This is a genomic window from Sulfitobacter sp. SK011 (assembly GCF_003352065.1).
GTDB lineage: Bacteria > Pseudomonadota > Alphaproteobacteria > Rhodobacterales > Rhodobacteraceae > Sulfitobacter.
In genome coordinates, this window is the sequence record NZ_CP025803.1 from 4,131,936 (window position 1) to 4,149,684 (window position 17,749).

At 53.8% G+C, this 17,749-nt stretch carries 21 protein-coding genes and 1 pseudogene; 11 read left to right on the forward strand and 11 right to left on the reverse strand.

The window, feature by feature from the left end; genetic code table 11:
• Nucleotides 1-520 precede the first annotated feature (520 nt).
• Nucleotides 521-1,672: a type IV secretory system conjugative DNA transfer family protein gene (locus tag C1J02_RS20445; RefSeq protein ID WP_114880211.1), complete on the reverse strand. Its 1,152-nt coding sequence runs from the start codon at nucleotides 1,670-1,672 to the stop codon at nucleotides 521-523.
• Nucleotides 1,673-1,880: 208 nt separating this feature from the next.
• Between C1J02_RS20445 and C1J02_RS20450 the strand changes: the two genes are divergently transcribed.
• Together C1J02_RS20450 and C1J02_RS20455 are read left to right on the forward strand one after the other, a co-directional pair.
• Nucleotides 1,881-2,414 (forward strand): DUF3768 domain-containing protein, encoded by a 534-nt coding sequence (locus C1J02_RS20450; protein WP_114880212.1) that lies wholly within the window; start codon nucleotides 1,881-1,883, stop codon nucleotides 2,412-2,414.
• Between the two features lie 2 nt (nucleotides 2,415-2,416).
• Nucleotides 2,417-2,758: a hypothetical protein gene (locus tag C1J02_RS20455; protein ID WP_114880213.1), complete on the forward strand. Its 342-nt coding sequence runs from the start codon at nucleotides 2,417-2,419 to the stop codon at nucleotides 2,756-2,758.
• Nucleotides 2,759-2,972: 214 nt separating this feature from the next.
• On the opposite strand, the gene C1J02_RS20460 is transcribed toward C1J02_RS20455, so the two are convergent.
• A complete protein-coding gene (locus tag C1J02_RS20460) occupies nucleotides 2,973-4,544 on the reverse strand; it encodes a recombinase family protein (protein WP_114880214.1) in 1,572 nt (523 codons plus the stop codon).
• Between the two features lie 12 nt (nucleotides 4,545-4,556).
• Nucleotides 4,557-4,700 (reverse strand): hypothetical protein, encoded by a 144-nt coding sequence (locus tag C1J02_RS21005; RefSeq protein WP_162798200.1) that lies wholly within the window; start codon nucleotides 4,698-4,700, stop codon nucleotides 4,557-4,559.
• A gap of 461 nt (nucleotides 4,701-5,161) precedes the next feature.
• Here C1J02_RS21005 and C1J02_RS20465 point away from each other — a divergent pair, with 461 nt between their 5' ends.
• From C1J02_RS20465 to C1J02_RS20475, 3 genes are all read left to right on the forward strand, one after another.
• Entirely contained in the window at nucleotides 5,162-5,512 is a 351-nt protein-coding gene (locus C1J02_RS20465) for a helix-turn-helix transcriptional regulator (RefSeq protein WP_114880215.1), read from the forward strand.
• Nucleotides 5,502-5,960, forward strand: a complete 459-nt coding sequence (locus C1J02_RS20470; RefSeq protein ID WP_114880216.1) for a hypothetical protein — start codon at nucleotides 5,502-5,504, stop codon at nucleotides 5,958-5,960. The genes C1J02_RS20465 and C1J02_RS20470 overlap by 11 nt, the downstream gene beginning before the upstream one ends.
• A gap of 282 nt (nucleotides 5,961-6,242) precedes the next feature.
• Nucleotides 6,243-7,091, forward strand: a complete 849-nt coding sequence (locus C1J02_RS20475) for an ArdC family protein (protein WP_205389837.1) — start codon at nucleotides 6,243-6,245, stop codon at nucleotides 7,089-7,091.
• 59 nt (nucleotides 7,092-7,150) lie between these two features.
• Here the strand turns inward: C1J02_RS20475 and C1J02_RS20480 are convergent.
• From C1J02_RS20480 to C1J02_RS20495, 4 genes and pseudogenes are all read right to left on the reverse strand, one after another.
• Nucleotides 7,151-7,309, reverse strand: a pseudogene (locus C1J02_RS20480) (transposase); the annotation flags it as partial.
• A gap of 90 nt (nucleotides 7,310-7,399) precedes the next feature.
• Nucleotides 7,400-8,368, reverse strand: a complete 969-nt coding sequence (locus C1J02_RS20485; protein WP_114880218.1) for a homocysteine S-methyltransferase family protein — start codon at nucleotides 8,366-8,368, stop codon at nucleotides 7,400-7,402.
• Between the two features lie 519 nt (nucleotides 8,369-8,887).
• Nucleotides 8,888-9,229, reverse strand: a complete 342-nt coding sequence (locus tag C1J02_RS20490) for a cupredoxin domain-containing protein (RefSeq protein ID WP_114880219.1) — start codon at nucleotides 9,227-9,229, stop codon at nucleotides 8,888-8,890.
• Nucleotides 9,229-9,753, reverse strand: a complete 525-nt coding sequence (locus C1J02_RS20495; protein ID WP_114880220.1) for a DUF4142 domain-containing protein — start codon at nucleotides 9,751-9,753, stop codon at nucleotides 9,229-9,231. Before C1J02_RS20495 ends, C1J02_RS20490 begins: the two co-directional genes overlap by 1 nt.
• A 138-nt stretch (nucleotides 9,754-9,891) precedes the next feature.
• Here C1J02_RS20495 and C1J02_RS20500 point away from each other — a divergent pair, with 138 nt between their 5' ends.
• The 3 genes from C1J02_RS20500 (at nucleotide 9,892) to C1J02_RS20510 (ending at nucleotide 11,974) form a co-directional block, all read left to right on the forward strand.
• A complete protein-coding gene (locus tag C1J02_RS20500) occupies nucleotides 9,892-10,848 on the forward strand; it encodes an AraC family transcriptional regulator (protein WP_114880221.1) in 957 nt (318 codons plus the stop codon).
• A 109-nt stretch (nucleotides 10,849-10,957) separates the two neighbouring features.
• Nucleotides 10,958-11,329, forward strand: coding sequence for a hypothetical protein (locus C1J02_RS20505; RefSeq protein WP_114880222.1), 372 nt, complete (start codon nucleotides 10,958-10,960; stop codon nucleotides 11,327-11,329).
• Between the two features lie 60 nt (nucleotides 11,330-11,389).
• A complete protein-coding gene (locus C1J02_RS20510) occupies nucleotides 11,390-11,974 on the forward strand; it encodes a uracil-DNA glycosylase family protein (RefSeq protein WP_114880223.1) in 585 nt (194 codons plus the stop codon).
• A gap of 228 nt (nucleotides 11,975-12,202) precedes the next feature.
• On the opposite strand, the gene C1J02_RS20515 is transcribed toward C1J02_RS20510, so the two are convergent.
• From C1J02_RS20515 to dapD, 3 genes are all read right to left on the reverse strand, one after another.
• Entirely contained in the window at nucleotides 12,203-12,541 is a 339-nt protein-coding gene (locus tag C1J02_RS20515; protein ID WP_114880224.1) for a hypothetical protein, read from the reverse strand.
• 62 nt (nucleotides 12,542-12,603) lie between these two features.
• Nucleotides 12,604-12,855, reverse strand: coding sequence for a GlsB/YeaQ/YmgE family stress response membrane protein (locus C1J02_RS20520; RefSeq protein WP_114880225.1), 252 nt, complete (start codon nucleotides 12,853-12,855; stop codon nucleotides 12,604-12,606).
• 90 nt (nucleotides 12,856-12,945) lie between these two features.
• On the reverse strand, nucleotides 12,946-13,773 hold the full coding sequence (gene dapD / locus C1J02_RS20525; RefSeq protein ID WP_114880226.1) for a 2,3,4,5-tetrahydropyridine-2,6-dicarboxylate N-succinyltransferase: 828 nt from the start codon (nucleotides 13,771-13,773) through the stop codon (nucleotides 12,946-12,948).
• 196 nt (nucleotides 13,774-13,969) lie between these two features.
• Between dapD and C1J02_RS20530 the strand changes: the two genes are divergently transcribed.
• Complete coding sequence (locus C1J02_RS20530) at nucleotides 13,970-14,815, forward strand: TIGR00730 family Rossman fold protein (protein WP_114880227.1); 846 nt, start codon at nucleotides 13,970-13,972, stop codon at nucleotides 14,813-14,815.
• A gap of 202 nt (nucleotides 14,816-15,017) precedes the next feature.
• The gene (locus tag C1J02_RS20535) at nucleotides 15,018-15,437 is read left to right on the forward strand and encodes a DUF3052 family protein (protein WP_162798395.1); all 420 of its coding nucleotides are present in this window, start codon (nucleotides 15,018-15,020) and stop codon (nucleotides 15,435-15,437) included.
• A 202-nt stretch (nucleotides 15,438-15,639) separates the two neighbouring features.
• Here C1J02_RS20535 and C1J02_RS20540 read toward each other — a convergent pair whose 3' ends face one another.
• Entirely contained in the window at nucleotides 15,640-16,548 is a 909-nt protein-coding gene (locus tag C1J02_RS20540) for a LysR family transcriptional regulator (RefSeq protein ID WP_114880228.1), read from the reverse strand.
• 112 nt (nucleotides 16,549-16,660) lie between these two features.
• Here C1J02_RS20540 and C1J02_RS20545 point away from each other — a divergent pair, with 112 nt between their 5' ends.
• Nucleotides 16,661-17,722, forward strand: a complete 1,062-nt coding sequence (locus C1J02_RS20545; protein WP_114880229.1) for a dipeptidase — start codon at nucleotides 16,661-16,663, stop codon at nucleotides 17,720-17,722.
• Nucleotides 17,723-17,749 lie beyond the last annotated feature (27 nt).

A 17,749-nucleotide genomic window follows, 5' to 3' on the forward strand; every position in this document is an offset into this window, starting at 1 on the left:
TGGGCGTAGATGCCCCTGGAACAAGTTCACTGCCAAAAACAATGGAAGCATTTTCAGATGCGCGGTACACCAAGTATGTTGATTTTTGACAAAGCAGGCACCCTGCGCGCATCATTTCGGAGATGTTTCAGAGCTCCCTTTGGGATCTGAGGTTGCAACGCTGCTGTGTGAAGGTGAAAGGGCAGTAGCGAGCGACCTCGCTACCGCGAAACGATTAAATTGACCACCGATATGTGCGCGGCTTGCAGAAAATAGTAAACAAACTCTCGACGATGACGACCTAACATAAGCGATTATCTGCGAATTCTAAACAAATCGCACCCGGGTACTTGTCGCAGGTTTTCGCAATCAGTGCTAGCATTGTGGTGTCACCCTATCCAATTCCGCGATGACCAATACGTCCCCTTCCCTCAAAGCATATACTGCTCGCTCCAACTGAAGTCGGCCTTCGAACCATCGAGAAGCTAAAATGCATTCCATCAAATGGTGGCGCTGTGCGATCCGGCCTGCACAACCCTTCTCAAGTACCCCACGCGGTAAACGCCTTCGACCGCTCTCCGTTGACCATCAGCCTCACCATCATCCTATAGTTTGGCATCGCGATAAGATCGCGCGGCTCGACTCCATCAAAGTGCCGGGTGAGGCGTGGTGCATCCATCGGGCTGGTGCGAAACGCAATCACCGTGCCGACATTGCCGAGGATTGAATCCAATACATCGCCCTCAATCTGCCCGAAATACTGATTGGCGAGGGTGAGCGACAGGCCGTATTTGCGCAGCTCAGACAACATTTCGACCATCGCATCGGTGGTGAACGAATGAAACTCATCAACGTAGAGGAAAAACGGGCGGCGCTCTGGCTCCGGGACATTGTGTCGGCTGTAGGCGGCATGTGCCAAACCGGATGTTATCATTCCGCCCAGCACGTTTGAAGTGTCGCTTCCAAGCTGACCTTTGGTGAGATTGACGATCAGGATTTGCCCCTCATCCATGATCTTGCGCAGCCGCAATGGGGTTTCGGGCTCACATAAAGCGCGACGCACCACAGGATGGGCCAGAAACGCGCCAAGCTTGTTGGCAATTGGGGCCACGCCATCGGCGGCATTCTTATAATTCATCGCCGGGAATTCCTTCTGCCAGAAGAGGCGAACCTGTTTGTCGGTAACTTGCCTCAGGATCTCTTTGCGAAACCCATCATCTAGAAACATCCGCATGATGTCGCGGACATCGGTCCTTGGCTGATCCAGCAGCGCCAAGACTGAATAGCGCAAAAGGTGCTCCATTCTCGCCCCCCAGGCATCGGCCCATTGCTTTTTAAGCGTATCAATCAAGCCAGATGCGATCAGGGGCCGGAACTTTTCCGACGCCCGTGTCATCGGGTTGTAGCCAAAAGGGCAGTCGGGATCGGCAATATTCCAGATGATGGCATCGGGAGGTGAAACTTGTGCAATCTGCTGGGCCAGATCGCCGTGCGGATCAATCAGGCAAAACCCGTGGCCCTGGTGCAGATCCTGGCGCATCAGGTTGCCCAACAAAGTGGATTTTCCAGTGCCGGTCTGACCCAGGATGTAGATATGCTGAAGTCGATCCACGAGGCGGATGCCAAAGGACCTGTTCCCATAGCGACTGTAGGCGGTCCCGATTGTGGTGACGCTGTCTCGGTTCCAAGTCATGCCTTCAGTGTGAGGTATGCCCGCTTAGCACACTACACTGCCTCCCGTTTCAATCCGGCGGTTGTCGTATCTGCACCTTAGGGGGACTTTGTGGATGTCGGGCCTTTGATATCCTGAGGTCAGATCAGATCTTTGGTTCCGCACATCTCCTGTCGAGGGGTGCGCCTGAAATGGTTTCGGGCGGCCACCCTACGAGAAGGAGATTATTATGGGACAAATTGCTGAGGCAACAATCGAGGGTTTTGTCGGGGTCTACCCGGTCTGCAGTGATTGTGGTCAAACCCATATCGTTCGCGATGGTGAGACCTGTTGGAGCCTGCTAACCCGCACATGGACCCTCAAAACGATCTGTGACACTTACGTCTGCGATGACTGCGGGTCTGAAGCCGCACCTTTCTGGAAGCTCGACAAAGAGTTCCGCCTGAACCGCATCGTGCGGCTTAATGATGCCGTCAGACAAGGTCACGGGGAGCATGTGACTGTCGTGGTGACAGCAGGCCTCAAAAACAGGGGTGAAGAGTACCTGATCAAAGCAAGACGAGCCGTCGCTGATTTTGACCAGTTCAACGGGGAAAACGACCCGCATGGCGAGCATGATTTCGGCGCAATCATCCTCAATGGCGAAAAGCTATTTTGGAAGATTGATTATTTCGATCTGACCTTGAGCGCACATTCACCGGACAAGGCGAACCCGGATATCACCCATCGGGTCCTGACCATCATGCGGGCGAGCGAGTATTGACGGTGCGCGAACTACGCCCGCTATCCCAAGCCGATAAGGAAGAGGAGTTCAGGATTGCCACACGCGCTCTACCCAAATGGTATGCGGAAGAGGTTGCCAAAGGGATGTCGGACGCAGTGCTGACATCCGCTCTTGGCCACGTCCTCGGAATCTTCGGTGGCAGTTGCGGGCCGGGCCGTCTGGACGTCGCACGTCAGGCGGCCGGCCTGAAGATTTGGGGCGGGTGGCATCTTGTGAACCACCATATAGAGAAACCACTCTATTCGGGCGCAACAACCCTTGCCATGGCCCGGCACATCTATGGGATTGGCGACCCCGATGAGGAGCAGATGGCGTTGTTTTGAGTGGCAGGCCTGTCCCAATTGGGACAGGCTTTTACTTTCAATACCGAAAACCTACGCCGTGCATATCGATTTGACATATTCACCACGTCCTCGGGCCTTCTAGCCGCTTAACGTCGGTTCCGATTTTCCAAAATCTGTACCGCTTTGTGATTGCCGCAAATGCAACTCAGGGGGTGTTTGACTGAACCTTTCTGCACCGTATCATCCAATGATCTCACTTCTCGGTCCCATTATACCGGCCCATAATATCGCTCAGCTGAGCCACCAACTCCTTGACCGTTGGTTCACGCAGCGTTTCAGCCAAAGTATCAAGTTGTCGTAACAGTGTGTCAGGGGAGGTTCGAGAAGTGGGTCGACATGGTGCACCAACAGGGTCAGCTAAGATAGATTGGGCTGCCCCAAGCCAATTTGATGGCTCAAAATATACTGACTTTGAGACGACTGTGCGGTTCGAGGTCGCCAAACTGACGAACAGGCGTTTTTCCTCCGAATTTGCGATCTGGTAAAGCGGGGCAAGGTTTTTTACCAGTTCGAGGAATTTCTCAAGATAGATTTGCTCAGCCTCTATTCCGGCACTGTCTTTTTGGCTTTCCTTGATGCGCCGAATATCGAAGTTGAGGCCCGCCTTCTTTCTGGAATAGGCCTCTTTGTCGATGAGACCTTCAATCAGCGCGTCCATCAAGGTATCTAGACGCGCCTCAAGTTTGCCAAGCTGCATCTTGAGCGACGCAGCTTCGTCGTGCTGATCTTGCCGGCCAACTTTCCAAGCCTCCAGCACTTCAACCAATTCGGCAAAGGGTTTTGGGCGAATGGTGCTTCTGTCAAACTCAGCAAGGGCGGCCTGTTCGATCGTTTCTTCTCGGATGCCCTTGGTCGGACAATCCGGCGTGTGGCAACGATAATACACATGCCCTTTCTGACGTTCGGCGATCATCGCCAACGAACACAACCCGCATTTGAACAAGCCCCGATATGTATGCATGTGCCGGGTGGTCTTCTTTCCACATTTTCCGGCCTTCATTTCCTGAACCCGCTGAAACAAAGATGTGGATATCAGCGGCTCATGAATGCCGTCATAGGTATCTCCGGTCTCCTTTATCCGGATTATGCCGGTGTAGAAGGGGTTTGAGAGAATGGTTTCAATCCCATGGCGGGATAATACGCCACCGCTGTGGTTTCTGAGCCCACGCGTGCTCATCTCAGCATGTAGAGAACGAATGCCGTGATTGCCGGTCCTGTAGAGATCGAACATCTCTTGGATCAGCGGCGCTTTCTCAGGGTCTGGGATCTTGGCTTTACCTCGACCCTGATCGAGATAACCGATTGGTGCACGAAACGGGTAAAGCCCCTGCTTGAGGCGGCCGCGAAGCCCCTTCTTCGCCTCTTCTCGCAGGTTACGGATATAATCAGATGCAATCACCGCCTGAATGTCTGCTGTGAGCCTGCCACCACGGGATTGGAAATCCAGACTCTCCGTGACGAAATGGATGGCAACGCCCTGATCTGATAATTCGCCGATTCTTGCCCAGTCGCGAAAGTTGCGCGCAGAGCGGTCAATCTTGTGGACGATCAGCCCATCAGCCTTGTGATTATTGAGATCGCGCATGATGGCATTGAAGACCGGTCGCCCGGATTTGGCTGCGGTTTCTTTTTCTTCAAACCAGCGCGATATCGTCAGCCCGTGCTTTTCAGCGTAGCGGGTAATTTCTTCCTTCTGGACCTCCAGGGAAACCCCTTCGCCTTGTTTGGCGGTGGATACGCGGGTGTATCCAAAACATGTGGTCATATGTGGTTTTCGTTATTCACTGGTAATAGTGCCGCCTTCTTTGGGCGGCTTGTCGATCTCTTCCTCCGGCCAGGGCCACGACCCTTCGCGCTCCATGCGCTCGAAGATGCGTTTGCACAGCTCAATGAATTGTTCAAAGCGTTGTTCTTCAGTCATGGGTCCAGAATACTGGCTCATGAAGGTGTCGAAAACACCGGCTTAGGTGCAAGGACGGTAATTCGGATCGCGGACATTGACGAGGAAGATTTGAAGCTGTTCAGGCGGCCTGCCCGCCGTTTGGCTCCGTTACACATTCTACCGAGTCTTTGGCAAAGAGTCATCTTTGCTGGTGGCATGCGTTGTGCCTGTTGCGGTCCATTGGCCGCAATACCTGTAGCATTTGCCCTGCAATCGACTAAGATTTCCTCTGAAAACCTTAACGCTCTAGAACCACTGCCTGCTCTGATTCCTGGCGTTCGGAATGGTTTCACCATTCCGATACCAAACCGAACGCCATGAGTGATCGGAGTAGGTAAGACAGATTGGGATGGTTGCCGTTTTTGAATCCGGTCGGGGCTTTGCGATTTTTCTACTTGCTGTAAACTGGGGATATACCAGCTTCACATAAGTTCATTTTTATGATCCAGGAATTCACCCTCGACCTGAGGGCGGCCCGACGAAATTCGGGGCTCAGACAGGTCGACTGCGCTCATCTCATGGGCGTCAACAAAACCAAAATCTCAAATCTTGAGAATGGCCGCCAGCGTCCAAGCGTGCGTGACATCTGCACCTTGTCGATGATCTATGGCCGCAGCTTTGAAAGTCTCTTTGCCGGGATATTTGATGAGGTCAAAGCAGATGTCTTTTGTCACCTCTCAGACCTGCCAGAGCCGCAGTCCCATTATGGGCCCGCCACCAACAGGAAACGGACATTGGACGGTCTGAGAGCACGTTTGGAAGAAGATCACAGCGAGGTCTATGACGACTGACCGAAAGCGCATTCTCAGTGTCGCCGTTGCCTCCGGCAAAGTGGCTTACATATTTCTGATCGATGGCAAGTTGAAGGATTGGCAGTGCTCACGGGCGGCGAGCCTGTCAGCGCCCAAGGGCCGATCCCTGTTGCGCAGAGCTGTGGCCCGTTTTGAGCCAGATATTGTGGTGACCGAGGATCCGTTCAAGCCAACGCGCAAATCCGGGAGCTCACTAGATATCCTAAATGCCCTGGTGCAGGAATTGACCGACAGCGCCACCCCGCATCATCTGGTTCAACGCAACCAGCAGTTTCCCAACAAATATGACGAAGCCCTGGCCTTGGCCAAACGTTTTCCTGCAATCACCCCCTGGCTGCCGAAAACGCCCAAAATATGGGAAGCGGAACCCGTGAATGCAATTTACTTCGAGGCGCTCTCGATGGCGGTTCTAATTGTCGACGGCTAAGTCGTATGGCCCGACCAGTCTCACCGTGATGCTCTCGGCACGTTATTGGCTGCAATCTCAGTAATTCGTCGCCATACGTTGGATGTGCCTCACATCTTTCGGACATCGATCCAACCAGAGCCTTAAGGGTTCTATGAGTGAAAAAAGGGTCAGCCATTTCGTAGGTTTTCTACATTAACTACAATGTGTTGCTTCATTGTTGAGCCGCTTGGCGGAATGGCGCGATTTCCCCCGAAATGGTATCATATGTGCAGGTGTTCCCCACAAAAATCGGAGACTGCAATGGCACGCGATATATACGCGGAAGTCACCAATGCGTTGGTGTCTTCCATCGAGGCTGATCCTGAGAAGCCAATCATGCCCTGGAACCGAACTGGCACAAATACGGTGCCGAGTAACATCGCTTCTGGCGGTGAATACAGCGGTGTAAACATCATCAATCTCTGGATCACGGCACAGGTGCACGGGTTCGCAACCGGCACTTGGGGCACGTATCGGCAGTGGCGCGAAAAAGGCGCGTCAGTACAGAAGGGGCAGAAATCTACCCCTGTCATCGTCTACAAACAAGTGACGAGAGAGAGCGCCGATGGTGAAGATGAGATCTACCGCGTGTTGAAGTATTTCAATGTCTTCAATGCCGATCAGGTGGACGGGTACGACCTGCCCACGCTATCGGATTCTGCCGAGCCCGTTGAACGTATCACGGCGATTGATGCGATGATCGCAAAGACCCGTGTGGATATTCGGGAGGCTGGTGCACAAGCATATTACAGCCCCACCGAAGACCAGATCACCATGCCTGAGAGTAGCCGGTTCTTTGACACCGTCTCTGGCACGCGCAGCGAAAACTACTATGCAGTGTTGCTGCATGAACTGACGCACTGGACAGGGCATCCGTCCCGATGCGATCGGGATTTGCGCAACAGGTTCGGAGATGCAGCCTACGCAATGGAAGAACTTGTGGCCGAGATCGGCTCTGCGTTCTTCTGCGCCAGGCTCGGTATCTCCTCATCCCCACGCGAAGATCATGCACAATACCTGGGCAACTGGTTGCCTGTTCTGAAGAGTGACAAGAAGGCCATTTTCACCGCCGCAGCCAAAGCGCAATCCGCAATTGATTTTGTGATATAGCGCCCAAGCGGCCCCTCTTGTTTGAGAGGCCGTTATTTTGATCCTGCGTAGCTCTGGTCTCATAACAAAAACACTACCGTGGCCGCCAGGGCGATGGCAGACATGAAGATGACAGGGCATCTATCATAGCGGGTCGCGACCCTGCGCCAATCCTTCAACCGCCCAAACAAGTTCTCAATCTTGTGGCGGTTTCGATAAATCTTGGTGTCATGTGGGATGGGGGAATGGAAACGGCCATTGCAAGGTCTGCTATCCATCGCGAACCAGTCATCCGACAAAAATCGTCAGATGACCGCTCCGAGCCCACTTTACCGATTTTCCGTGGCGCAGCGAAGGTCTGCTTCGGCGATTTTTGCAGATCTCGCAATGCTAGACATGTGGCGCATATCTGTCCCGCAGCATCCTCCAAGAACGCTGATCTGTGGGAATCTGCGCCGAATTTCCGCAAGCTGTTGCCCGAGTTCAACCGGATCGCCATCGTCAAGCTCTTCGGCTTCATCCAACTGTGCATGGCTGCATCGCGACGCATTGGCGACGATCCCACGCAAACGTTGCATCCAGGGATCATCGGACAACACGTTTTCAAAGTGATCAGGATGCGCGCAATTGATCATAAAGTATGCAGCATAACCGTCCGCTTCCGCGTCCACTTGAGTGATCGCCTCTTTAAGTGAGGCTCCTGTCGGCAAGTGCCCGTCGGTCTCAACCGTGAATGCAATGATCACCGGGAGGCCAAAGCGCTTGGCTGCGCGTACAATTCCGACGGCTTCAGCAGGGTAGGCAAGTGTGTATCCACTGATCACGTCCACCTCCGTTTCTGCCAGCGCTGCGATTTGCTCTGTATGATATGTTTCGGCTTCCTCTGCGCTCATTTGTTCGCTTGGCGCGTATGCATCGGCGCGTGGTCCGACATTGGCGCTGATCAGCGTTGGCAGATCGCCAAACGTGTCTCTCGCTTCGCTCATGTGGGCTATGGCCTGCTTGTTCAGGTCAACCAGTTGTTCGGGTGAGTAACCAATGGTCGCACCGCGATCCCTGTTGGCAACCCATGTCGGGCTTTCGAGGATAACGCCGATACCGTGTTCTTTTCCAACTGCGATCATATCACGGTAGTAGCCATTCAGCTGAGCGCGTCCCGCTTTAGACTCCAGCAATGGATAAGAGGCAAACCCCGGCAGATCGACACCTTGGTTGAATATGAGGTCGGTTTCCATGCCAGTGGAGGCCACATAAAGGCCGCCGTCAAGTTGCGGAAAATCGTTTCGGTGAATTGCCATATGGAAAGCCTCAATCTATCTGAAATTCCAGCGAAACTATCAGTTTGACGGCCTTTTGCCCATAGCGGCATGGTTTCACCCAAACCCGCAGGTTGCCGTTACTTGCCAAAACGATCCGTTTGGTCGTCCGCTCGAAAGCGTTCATTGGGGCGGTTGCAGCGAATTCACACTTTGTCCCGCATAGCCGACCTAAATGCTCATAAGGAGGCGCACCAAAGAGTTTCAAAAGGGTTCATAAAATGAACAAATCACCGAATTGTACCTAGGTATCTGTCCTTGTGAGCCGATGGCTCCTTTTGAGACCATTGTAACCGATGCCGGGCCCTTTGCGAATGTCCGCTCCTACAAATTGAAAACTTGATGTCCTCTCCGCACGGCTAATAGTGGCGTTCACGCTGTCGGAAAATTTTTCGAGGGTTTCCAACAGAATGGGCAAGCATTTTCCAGGACATTCGATAACCTGCTTGCACGCCCTGTAGGTTCACCGAACTGTCGAAGTTGGAGGTCTATTTTTTCCAGCTATAAAATTTCAATTGAACCCTTCATATGCGGGTGAAAAATACAGAAATAAGTGTTTTCCATACCGTCAATAACGGTGATTTCCGCAGTTTCATTCTTTGCGATTTCTGCCGTGTCCCAGCCAAACTCATCTGCGGTTGCCGTATGCAGTGCCAGATCATGGTTCGTCCAACGGATCGTGTCGCCGACATGAACCTGCACCACATCCGGTTCAAATTTCAACGCCTTGATCGCAATGTCATGCGCAATTGGCTCAGCGGCAAAAAGGGGAGATGTGGTCAGGACGACTGCTGATGCAGCCGCCCCGCCAATCACGTCCCGGCGTGGGTATGATTTTGCCATTACTGCAGCGCCTTTACCATCATTTCAGCATGCGCTTCATGGGCCTTGAAAATGCCAAGCCCCTGCTCGAACAGTGCCTTGACTTCGGCGTTGTCGATATTGGGGATCATTGTATTCTCAACCAGATCGTTCACGGCTTGGTGATAGGCCAGCTCATTGGCGGCATAGGCTGCGTCAAACTCTGCGCCACGCAGCTGGACAATGCCATCAATGATCTTTTCTGCATTTCCATTCAGTGTTTGGCTGAACGCATTGTCCTGCGCCGACGCCCCCAGCTTGTCCAGCAGGCCAAGGGCCGCTTCGTTTACAGCCGAGTGGTCACGGATCATTGTGTTGGCGAACGCGTGGATGTCAGGATTGGCCGAGAGCGCCAGCGCCAGATACGCATAACGAATATCGATGTTGTCAGCGGTATAGGCAATATGGGCGTATTCAAGGTCGCTCATGTCAGCGACCTCTTGTGCAGATGCCTGAGCACCTGTCATGGCCAATGTGACGGCGAGTGCGGGAAGCAATTTCTTCATTTTGGGAACTCCATTGTATGTTTCGATAGGAATTGAGTACCCCCAAATGATCCGTTCAATACATGCTCATTCATCCCAATTTTCGTGCAGATCGTTCAGATATCTGTACAGTTATTACAAGTGGTGTATGTTCAATCCATGCTTGATCTTCTGAGTGACATCCTCACCAACCTGTCCATGCGCGGTTCGCTGTATTTCCGCACGTCCCTGACATCTCCCTGGGGCATCGAAGTGCCCCAATTCGAAAATGTTGCGCGCTTTCATTTCGCCCATCGGGGCAATTGCCTGGTCGAAGTTGAAGGCGCGAAAAAACCGGTATGTCTGGAACAAGGTGACCTTGTCATCATACCTCATGGGGCCTCCCACAAGCTCTACTGCGCGCCCGAAACGCGGCACGCGGCCCTGCCGCTTGAAACGGTGATTGAGCAGTCTGGCTATAACGGAAACGGTGTGTTGGTTTACGGCGGCGATGATGATGACCGTGATACGCAGCTAATCTGTGGACATTTCTCGTTCGAACCTCACGCAAAACATGTTTTGATGGAGCGCCTTCCACCAATCATCCACCTTAAGAACTATGGTGAAACCGCCGGAAAATGGATGGAGGCCTCGTTGCGCGTTATTGGCGATGAGGCCGGCGGGCGCAAAATGGGCGGTGACCTGATCGCGCTGAAGATGTCTGAGGCGATCCTGGCGCAGGCGATCCGTAGCTTCATCGAAAGTCGGGATGCTGACGACTGGGCTTTGGGTGCGTTTTCCGACAAGCAGCTAAGCCGCGCGTTGGACGCCTTTCACAAATCCCCGGCAGAGCGCTGGACCGTTGAGGCCCTGGCCAATGCAGCCGGTATGTCGCGCACAAGCTTTGCGGTTCAATTTCAAAAACTCATGCAGATGTCACCAATGGAATATGTGACCGGATGGCGGATGGAAATCGCCAAGAAAGTCTTGCATCAATTGGGGTGTTCGCTGACGGATGCAGCCGAAAGCGCGGGGTATGCCTCAGACAGCGCCTTCACGCGGGCCTTTAAGAAAGAGACAGGCCAGACCCCAGCAGAGTTTCGCAAGCTAAAAATGCCCGCTCGTTCCAATTCCTGAACGATCTGCACGGCATCTTGGATGGGTGGACATGGATGGATACATTCTCCGAGACTAGATTTTCTCTATCAACGCTGAATATCAGCACCAGCTAGAGAAAGACGAAATCATGTTCCCACGCTTCATCACCAAATCGATCCACGCTTATCTCGATTACCCTGTCGCCCTCGGTCTGATCGCCATGCCATTCCTGTTCGGGCTGGGTGAAACGGCCCCATTGGCCTTTTGGCTGTCGGTTGTTACGGGCGTTGCCGCCTTTGTCTTGACCGCACTGACAGATCATCATCTGGGTATTGTTCGGGTTCTGCCCTACAGCCTCCATTTAACAGTGGATGCCTTGGTCGGGCTGACCTTTGTGGCCGCGCCTTTCTTTCTTGGCTTCACAGGAGTGGACTTCGGGTACTACATGGTCCTCGGTCTCACCGTTCTGGCGGTGGTTGGATTGCACCAGCCCGAAGATCAAACCGCTATTGCCCCGTAGGTCCTGGCAATTGCAAAGGGCCGCGCGCATGGTGCGGCCCAATGAATTTGAGGGCTAGGCATGGCCAAACAGCCATCTACTAAGATACTTCTGAAGAATGTGCGTGCGTGCAAGATCTGCAAAGACCTGCCGCTTGGTCCGCGCCCGATCCTTCAAATCAGTTCAACGGCAAAGCTTTTGATTGTTGGGCAAGCACCAGGGCGCATAACACACCAAAAAAACATTCCTTTCGACGATCCATCGGGCGACCGGTTAAGGCGTTGGTTGGGGGTCAGTCGAGGCACATTTTACGACGCTTCAAAGATCGCAATTCTACCCATGGGGTTCTGTTTCCCCGGCACAGGGAAGGGTGGCGATCTGCCTCCGCGTGCCGAATGTGCGCCTGCGTGGCGGGACAGCATCTTGGAGATGCTAGTCGGCATCGAGCTAACGCTGGTTATTGGTCGATACGCCATTGACTGGCACTTGCCAGAATATTTCGGGCGTACTGTGACAGATGCGGTAAGATCATGGGGCGATATCTGGCCAAAACAACTCATCTTGCCCCACCCGAGCCCTAGAAATAACAGGTGGCTAAAGACAAACCCATGGTTCGAAGCAAATGTCGTCCCTGCCCTGCAAGAGCGCGCAAAACAACTGCTCTAGTCCGGTTTGCAGGCTAGGGGTCTCCAATGCAGGCATTCATTTGAGGTACTCGAACGGCGGCGAAGCCCCGCGAGGTCGACCTTGGCAAAAGCAACTATATAGGTCGGGTTTGAGCTAGAACTTCGCGATACTATCGGGCGAATTGATCCAGAAAAAGGCTGAAATCCCGCCAATCACGGGTGGAATTTAACTATGCGGGCAGAGTGTGTCCTTCGGGCCGAAATATTCTCAGTCAAAAAACGGCGTCATCTGCGCGACGATCACGGAATTCTCTTCCAGCGCGCGCTGCATCAGGCCGCGTTCTTCATCGTCAATCTCGTGTCCCTCGGCCTCGCGATCAGCCAAGGTGCCATAGCCGGTGACATCCAACGGGTTGGTATCCGCCTGCTTTAGGATCGCAACCGTCTCGCGCACGGCTTCTGCCTCATCCACGCCAGACGCAAAACACATCAGCGCAGCGCCGGTCGCATTTTCAGGCAGGCCATCGCCGTCCTTGCGTCCGATCTCAACCAACAGCGTATAGACCTGCTGGCGAGACGGTTTTTTGGGTTTCTTGGTGTCAGACATGAAAAAGCTGCCGCAAATAAATTCGCAGCAGCCCTAGCGTGTCCATGCGACCTTGAAAAGGGTCAGCCGCGCCCGCGTATTGCGCGCCATGCCCAGATGACGAGGCACGCACCGACCAATCCGACCAATAGTTGTGGCATCCATGCGTCAGCGGCATAAATGTCAAACAGCCCCAAAATGAAGTTCAGGACCACCGCGCCCACAATACCCAGGCCGATGTTTGCGATCAGGCCAGTGTCCGCCTTCATGATCATGCTGGCGATCCACCCCGCAAGGCCACCTACGATGATGGCTCCGATAATTCCGATACCCATTTTTATTCCCTTAGATGTCCGGCCGACGTTGGCCCTCAGCCTGTTAAACTGCGCAACATGGCATTTGGTTCCCGCCGTCGAGATACACTCTTAATCGCGCAACAACTCATTGATGCTGGTCTTGGACCGGGTGCGTTCATCAACACGCTTCACGATCACGGCACAGTACAGATGCACACCGTTCTTTGACGGCATTGATCCAGCAACCACAACCGATCCTGATGGGACTTCACCGTACATCACTTCACCGGTTTCACGATCCACAATCTTGGTGGATTGGCCAATGAACACACCCATGCCCAAAACGGAGCCTTCACGCACGATGCAGCCTTCGACCACTTCGGACCGCGCACCAATGAAACAATTGTCTTCGATGATTGTTGGTCCGGCCTGCATCGGCTCCAACACGCCGCCAATGCCAACACCACCAGACAGGTGCACGTTCTTACCGATCTGTGCACAGCTGCCGACAGTGGCCCAGGTGTCGACCATGGTGCCGCTGTCGACATAGGCACCAATGTTCACGAAAGATGGCATCAAAACAACGCCCGGCGCGATAAATGCGGATTTGCGTACGACGCAGTTCGGCACGGCACGAAAACCTGCGGCTTTCCACTGGTTATCGCCCCAGCCCTTGAACTTGCTGTCAACCTTGTCCCACCAACCGGCACCCTGTGCACCGCCTTCCTGGTGTTCCATGTCTTTGATCCGAAACCCCAAGAGTACAGCCTTTTTGGCCCATTGGTTCACATGCCAATTGCCATCCGGTTGCTTTTCCGCCACGCGCAGCTTGCCTGAATCGAGGGCATTCAGCGTGTCCTCAATCGCATCGCGCGTCTCACCTGTTGTGGCTGAGGTGATCTGGTCACGGGTATCCCATGCGGCTTCAATTGCGGTCTCGAGTTGGGCGTTGGACATGGGGTTCGTCTCCGACTGCTAAATATCTGTTACCGCGCTATAACGCTCAGCTTGGGTTGGCGCAATCATTCCCGCTCGGATGGTGGCGACATCACCGCTTTTTTCAAAAGCACGAAGCAGGTGTGAATGACGCAGACCCGTTGCATGTTCCGCACAACCGGGCCACTTTGGACCCAACGTATAACCGGAGATACCCATGAACGACGCCAACCGCCGTCACCCCTTGCGTGACGCGCACACAGACCGCACCGCCGCTGCCGAAGCCCCTGATACCGCACAGACCCGCGCGCCCGCATATCGGCTCGCCTTTACCGATGGCGAATTCATGTGCCGGGACGAATTACGCCCCGTTCGACTGCAGCTGGAACTGCTGAAGCCAGAAATGGGCCTGGATGCGCATGGCATCAAATCAACCATCGTCCTGTTTGGCGGAGCACGCATTCCGGAGCCGTCACAAAAGGCGATGGCGCGCACCGAAACTTTGGCCGAGCTATCGCATTTCTATGACGAGACGCGCGAATTCGCCCGGCTGATGACGCTAAAATCAATGGAAAACGGCGGGAAGGAAGGCGTCATCGTAACCGGTGGCGGGCCCGGTGTGATGGAGGCTGGCAATCGCGGGGCTATGGATGCCGGTGGGGAATCTATCGGGCTGAACATTGTGCTGCCGTTCGAGCAAGCCCCAAATGAATATGTCACGCCTGACCTTTGTTTCAACTTTCACTACTTTGGTATTCGCAAGATGCATTTCCTGATGCGCGCCAAGGCGATCTGTGTCTTTCCCGGTGGTTTTGGGACCTTGGATGAAATGTTTGAATCCCTCACCCTAATCCAAACCGGACGGATGCAACGCGTTCCGTTCTTGCTCTTTGGCCGCGCTTTTTGGGAAAAGATCATCAACTGGGATGCGCTGGCAGACGCAGGCACCATTTCGGTCGAAGACCTCGACCTGTTTCGTTTCGTCGAAACGGCCGCCGAAGCAATGGAGCTGATCGAAAACTGGGAAACACCCACAGCACGAGATCAAATTCCCGGACGCTGATTTGGGCGCATTACGGTGCCGTCGGTGCCAGAAAGTAGAAAGAGATCTGTTGCGTTAATCGGCCTAAGACTTTTTGGTGTTTGAAAGGATCGCGCCGCATGATGGAATTCCTTGTAGCCGACGCTGTCTCAGAACTGCTGTTGCGCGAGAGTTAATGGATCCGACACACGCGCCTGACACAAAGATATCCCGGAGCAAGCCAGTGACAGATAAAGGCACAAAGACAGAGCAATTTGGCTATTCTGGCAAACCCTTGTTTCAGAAACTTGGTCTGAAGCCCGGCATGACCTGTTTGCTGGTCAATGCGCCCGAAAATTACCTAACACTGGTGGCTGGCGTCGATGGGGTGGCTTTTGTTCAAAACGCAACCAAGGCCGATATGGTGCATCTTTTCTGCGATACCCGCGCCGATCTTGAGGATGGCATCCAACACGCGCTGGACAGTACCAAAGAAGGCGGGATGGTCTGGATATCCTGGCCCAAGAAATCGTCCAAACTTTTTGTCGACTTGACCGAAGATGGCCTTCGCGAGGTTGTTCTGCCGACGGGTTGGGTTGATGTCAAAGTCTGTGCCGTCGATGGGGATTGGTCCGGCCTCAAATTTCTGCGGCGCAAGAAATGACAAAAGCCGGGTGTTTAGCCTCCATTTTGGGATAACGCGCGCGCCACGGTGAGGTTTTTGAGTGCCGGCGTCGGATCTACCTCGGCACGAAATTCCTAAAATGACCTGAATTACGTATTTTTCCCCTTGCGCCTAAATCAAATTTGTATCCGACGGTTCAGCGCTATCTGCAAACAAGGGCAGACGATTGCGACGACATCTTTCAGGCCTTTTCTGAAAAGAAATCTTTCGCGGTATGTAATCTCAGGTGGCGCATGAACGACCGGGCCATGCTGGATGTCGGACCATGATCGGGTGTCGCGAAATAGCTCCGATATTCGATTGGCGATGCAAACGAACGGAACGCAACGCCCTCTGATCGATACTGCACAATCGGAAAGGGATTGACGATCGCAATGCCAAGCCCTTCCTTGGCCAGATCTACGGCAGCAACCGACGTCGATACCTCGGCCACGATATGAGATGTGACACCGCTGCCATGCAAAACTTTCTCAAGCTGTGCGCGACGGGCGTGTCGGTGGGTCAGTGCAATCAGCGCCTGACCATCCAAATCCATGGGGTGGATTTCATCACGGCCGGCCAATGGATGATCGCTCGCCATGGCGCAGACAGCGCTGGATCTGCGGTAGGGTGTTAATTTCACGCCGTCACGGGACAATTCCACACCCGTAACGCCAAGATCAAAACGCTGGTCAAGTATGCCGCGAATGACGTCCTCAGAGGGTGCCACCTCAAGGCTGACAAAAAAGTGAGGGTTGAGTTTGAGAAAGGTCGCAATGTGGTGGACCAGAAAGCGATGCGCATAGGTCGGTGGCGCGATAATGCGCAACGTTTCCCGCGCCACTTCCGGTGGCCCATCAATGCGATCCAACGCTTCAAACAAGGGGTCCAGACGCCGATTCATCTGCGCGGCCTCGTTCGTAGGACGCAGCCTGCCCCCATCGCGTTCGAACAATGTCCGACCGGTTCGGGTCTCAAGGCTCGCGATGGACCGGCTGATTGCGGATTGCGAAAGACCCAGCCGAACGGCCGCCTTTGACGTTGTTCCACTTTCCATCAGTGCGCGCAGGGCCTGATATTCCGGCAGGCTATGCCATATTTTGGTGCCCATCCAAGCCTCTACATAAGTATCATCATAGTATGAGATAATATCAAGTCATTGAGGCTGGTCCATGAGAATTTATGGGATAAGCTGATTTGATATTTCTGGGGGCAAAAGCGACGTGAGTGATCCGACATCACCTGCCATATTCGATGGCCATAACGATGTACTTTTGAAACTGTACCGCGATGGCGGTGCAAAAGCGGCAGAAAGCTTTGTGACCGGGCGGGATGGCGCAATTGATGTCCCCTCCGCAAAAACTGGCGGATTTGCTGGCGGGTTCTTTGCGGTCTATGTGCCATCTCCTGCCGATCTCGATTTCAAGTTCAACGAGATGGTCAAACCGTCCTACGATCTCCCTCTGCCTGAACCGATTGACTGGGAGGACGCGTTTCCGGTGGTCATGTCTCAGGCTGCAATCCTGTTTGATCTGGAAAAACGCAATGCGCTGACGATCTGCCGCACAACACGGGACATTGAAGAGACGCTGAAAACCGGAAAAATCGCCGCGATCTTTCACATCGAAGGCGCAGAAGCGATTGATGCAGATCTCAATACACTTGAGGTCCTGTATCAGGCTGGTCTGCGCTCCATCGGTCCGGTTTGGAGCAGATCCACGATTTTCGGGCACGGCGTGCCCTTTCGCTATCCAAGCACACCTGACATCGGCAGCGGGCTGACGGATCACGGTTTGCGGCTGATCCAGCGGTGCGATGAATTGGGGATAATGGTGGACTTGTCGCATCTGAATGAGGCAGGGTTTTGGGATGTGGCGCGACATTCCAGCAAACCGCTGGTCGCGACCCATTCAAATGCACATGCGATCTGCCCGCACAGCCGCAACCTGACCGACAAACAGCTTGCTGCGATCCGCGAAAGTGATGGCATGGTTGGGCTGAATTTTGCGGTCGCTTTCCTGCGTGACGATGGGCGTATGGTTGCGGAAGTGCCGTTGGAACAGATGATCAGGCATCTCGATCACCTGATCGAGCATCTGGGAGAAGACCGTGTGGGCCTGGGCTCAGACTATGACGGGGCGATTGTACCGGAGGCGCTTACCTCTTGTGCATCTTTGCCTAAATTGAGGCAAGCAATGGCAAGGCACGGCTATGACAACGCGTTGATGGCCAAGCTATGCCACGGGAACTGGCTGCGTGTGCTTAAGAAAACCTGGGGCGAATGACCCGCCAAGACGCACGTAGATATAATT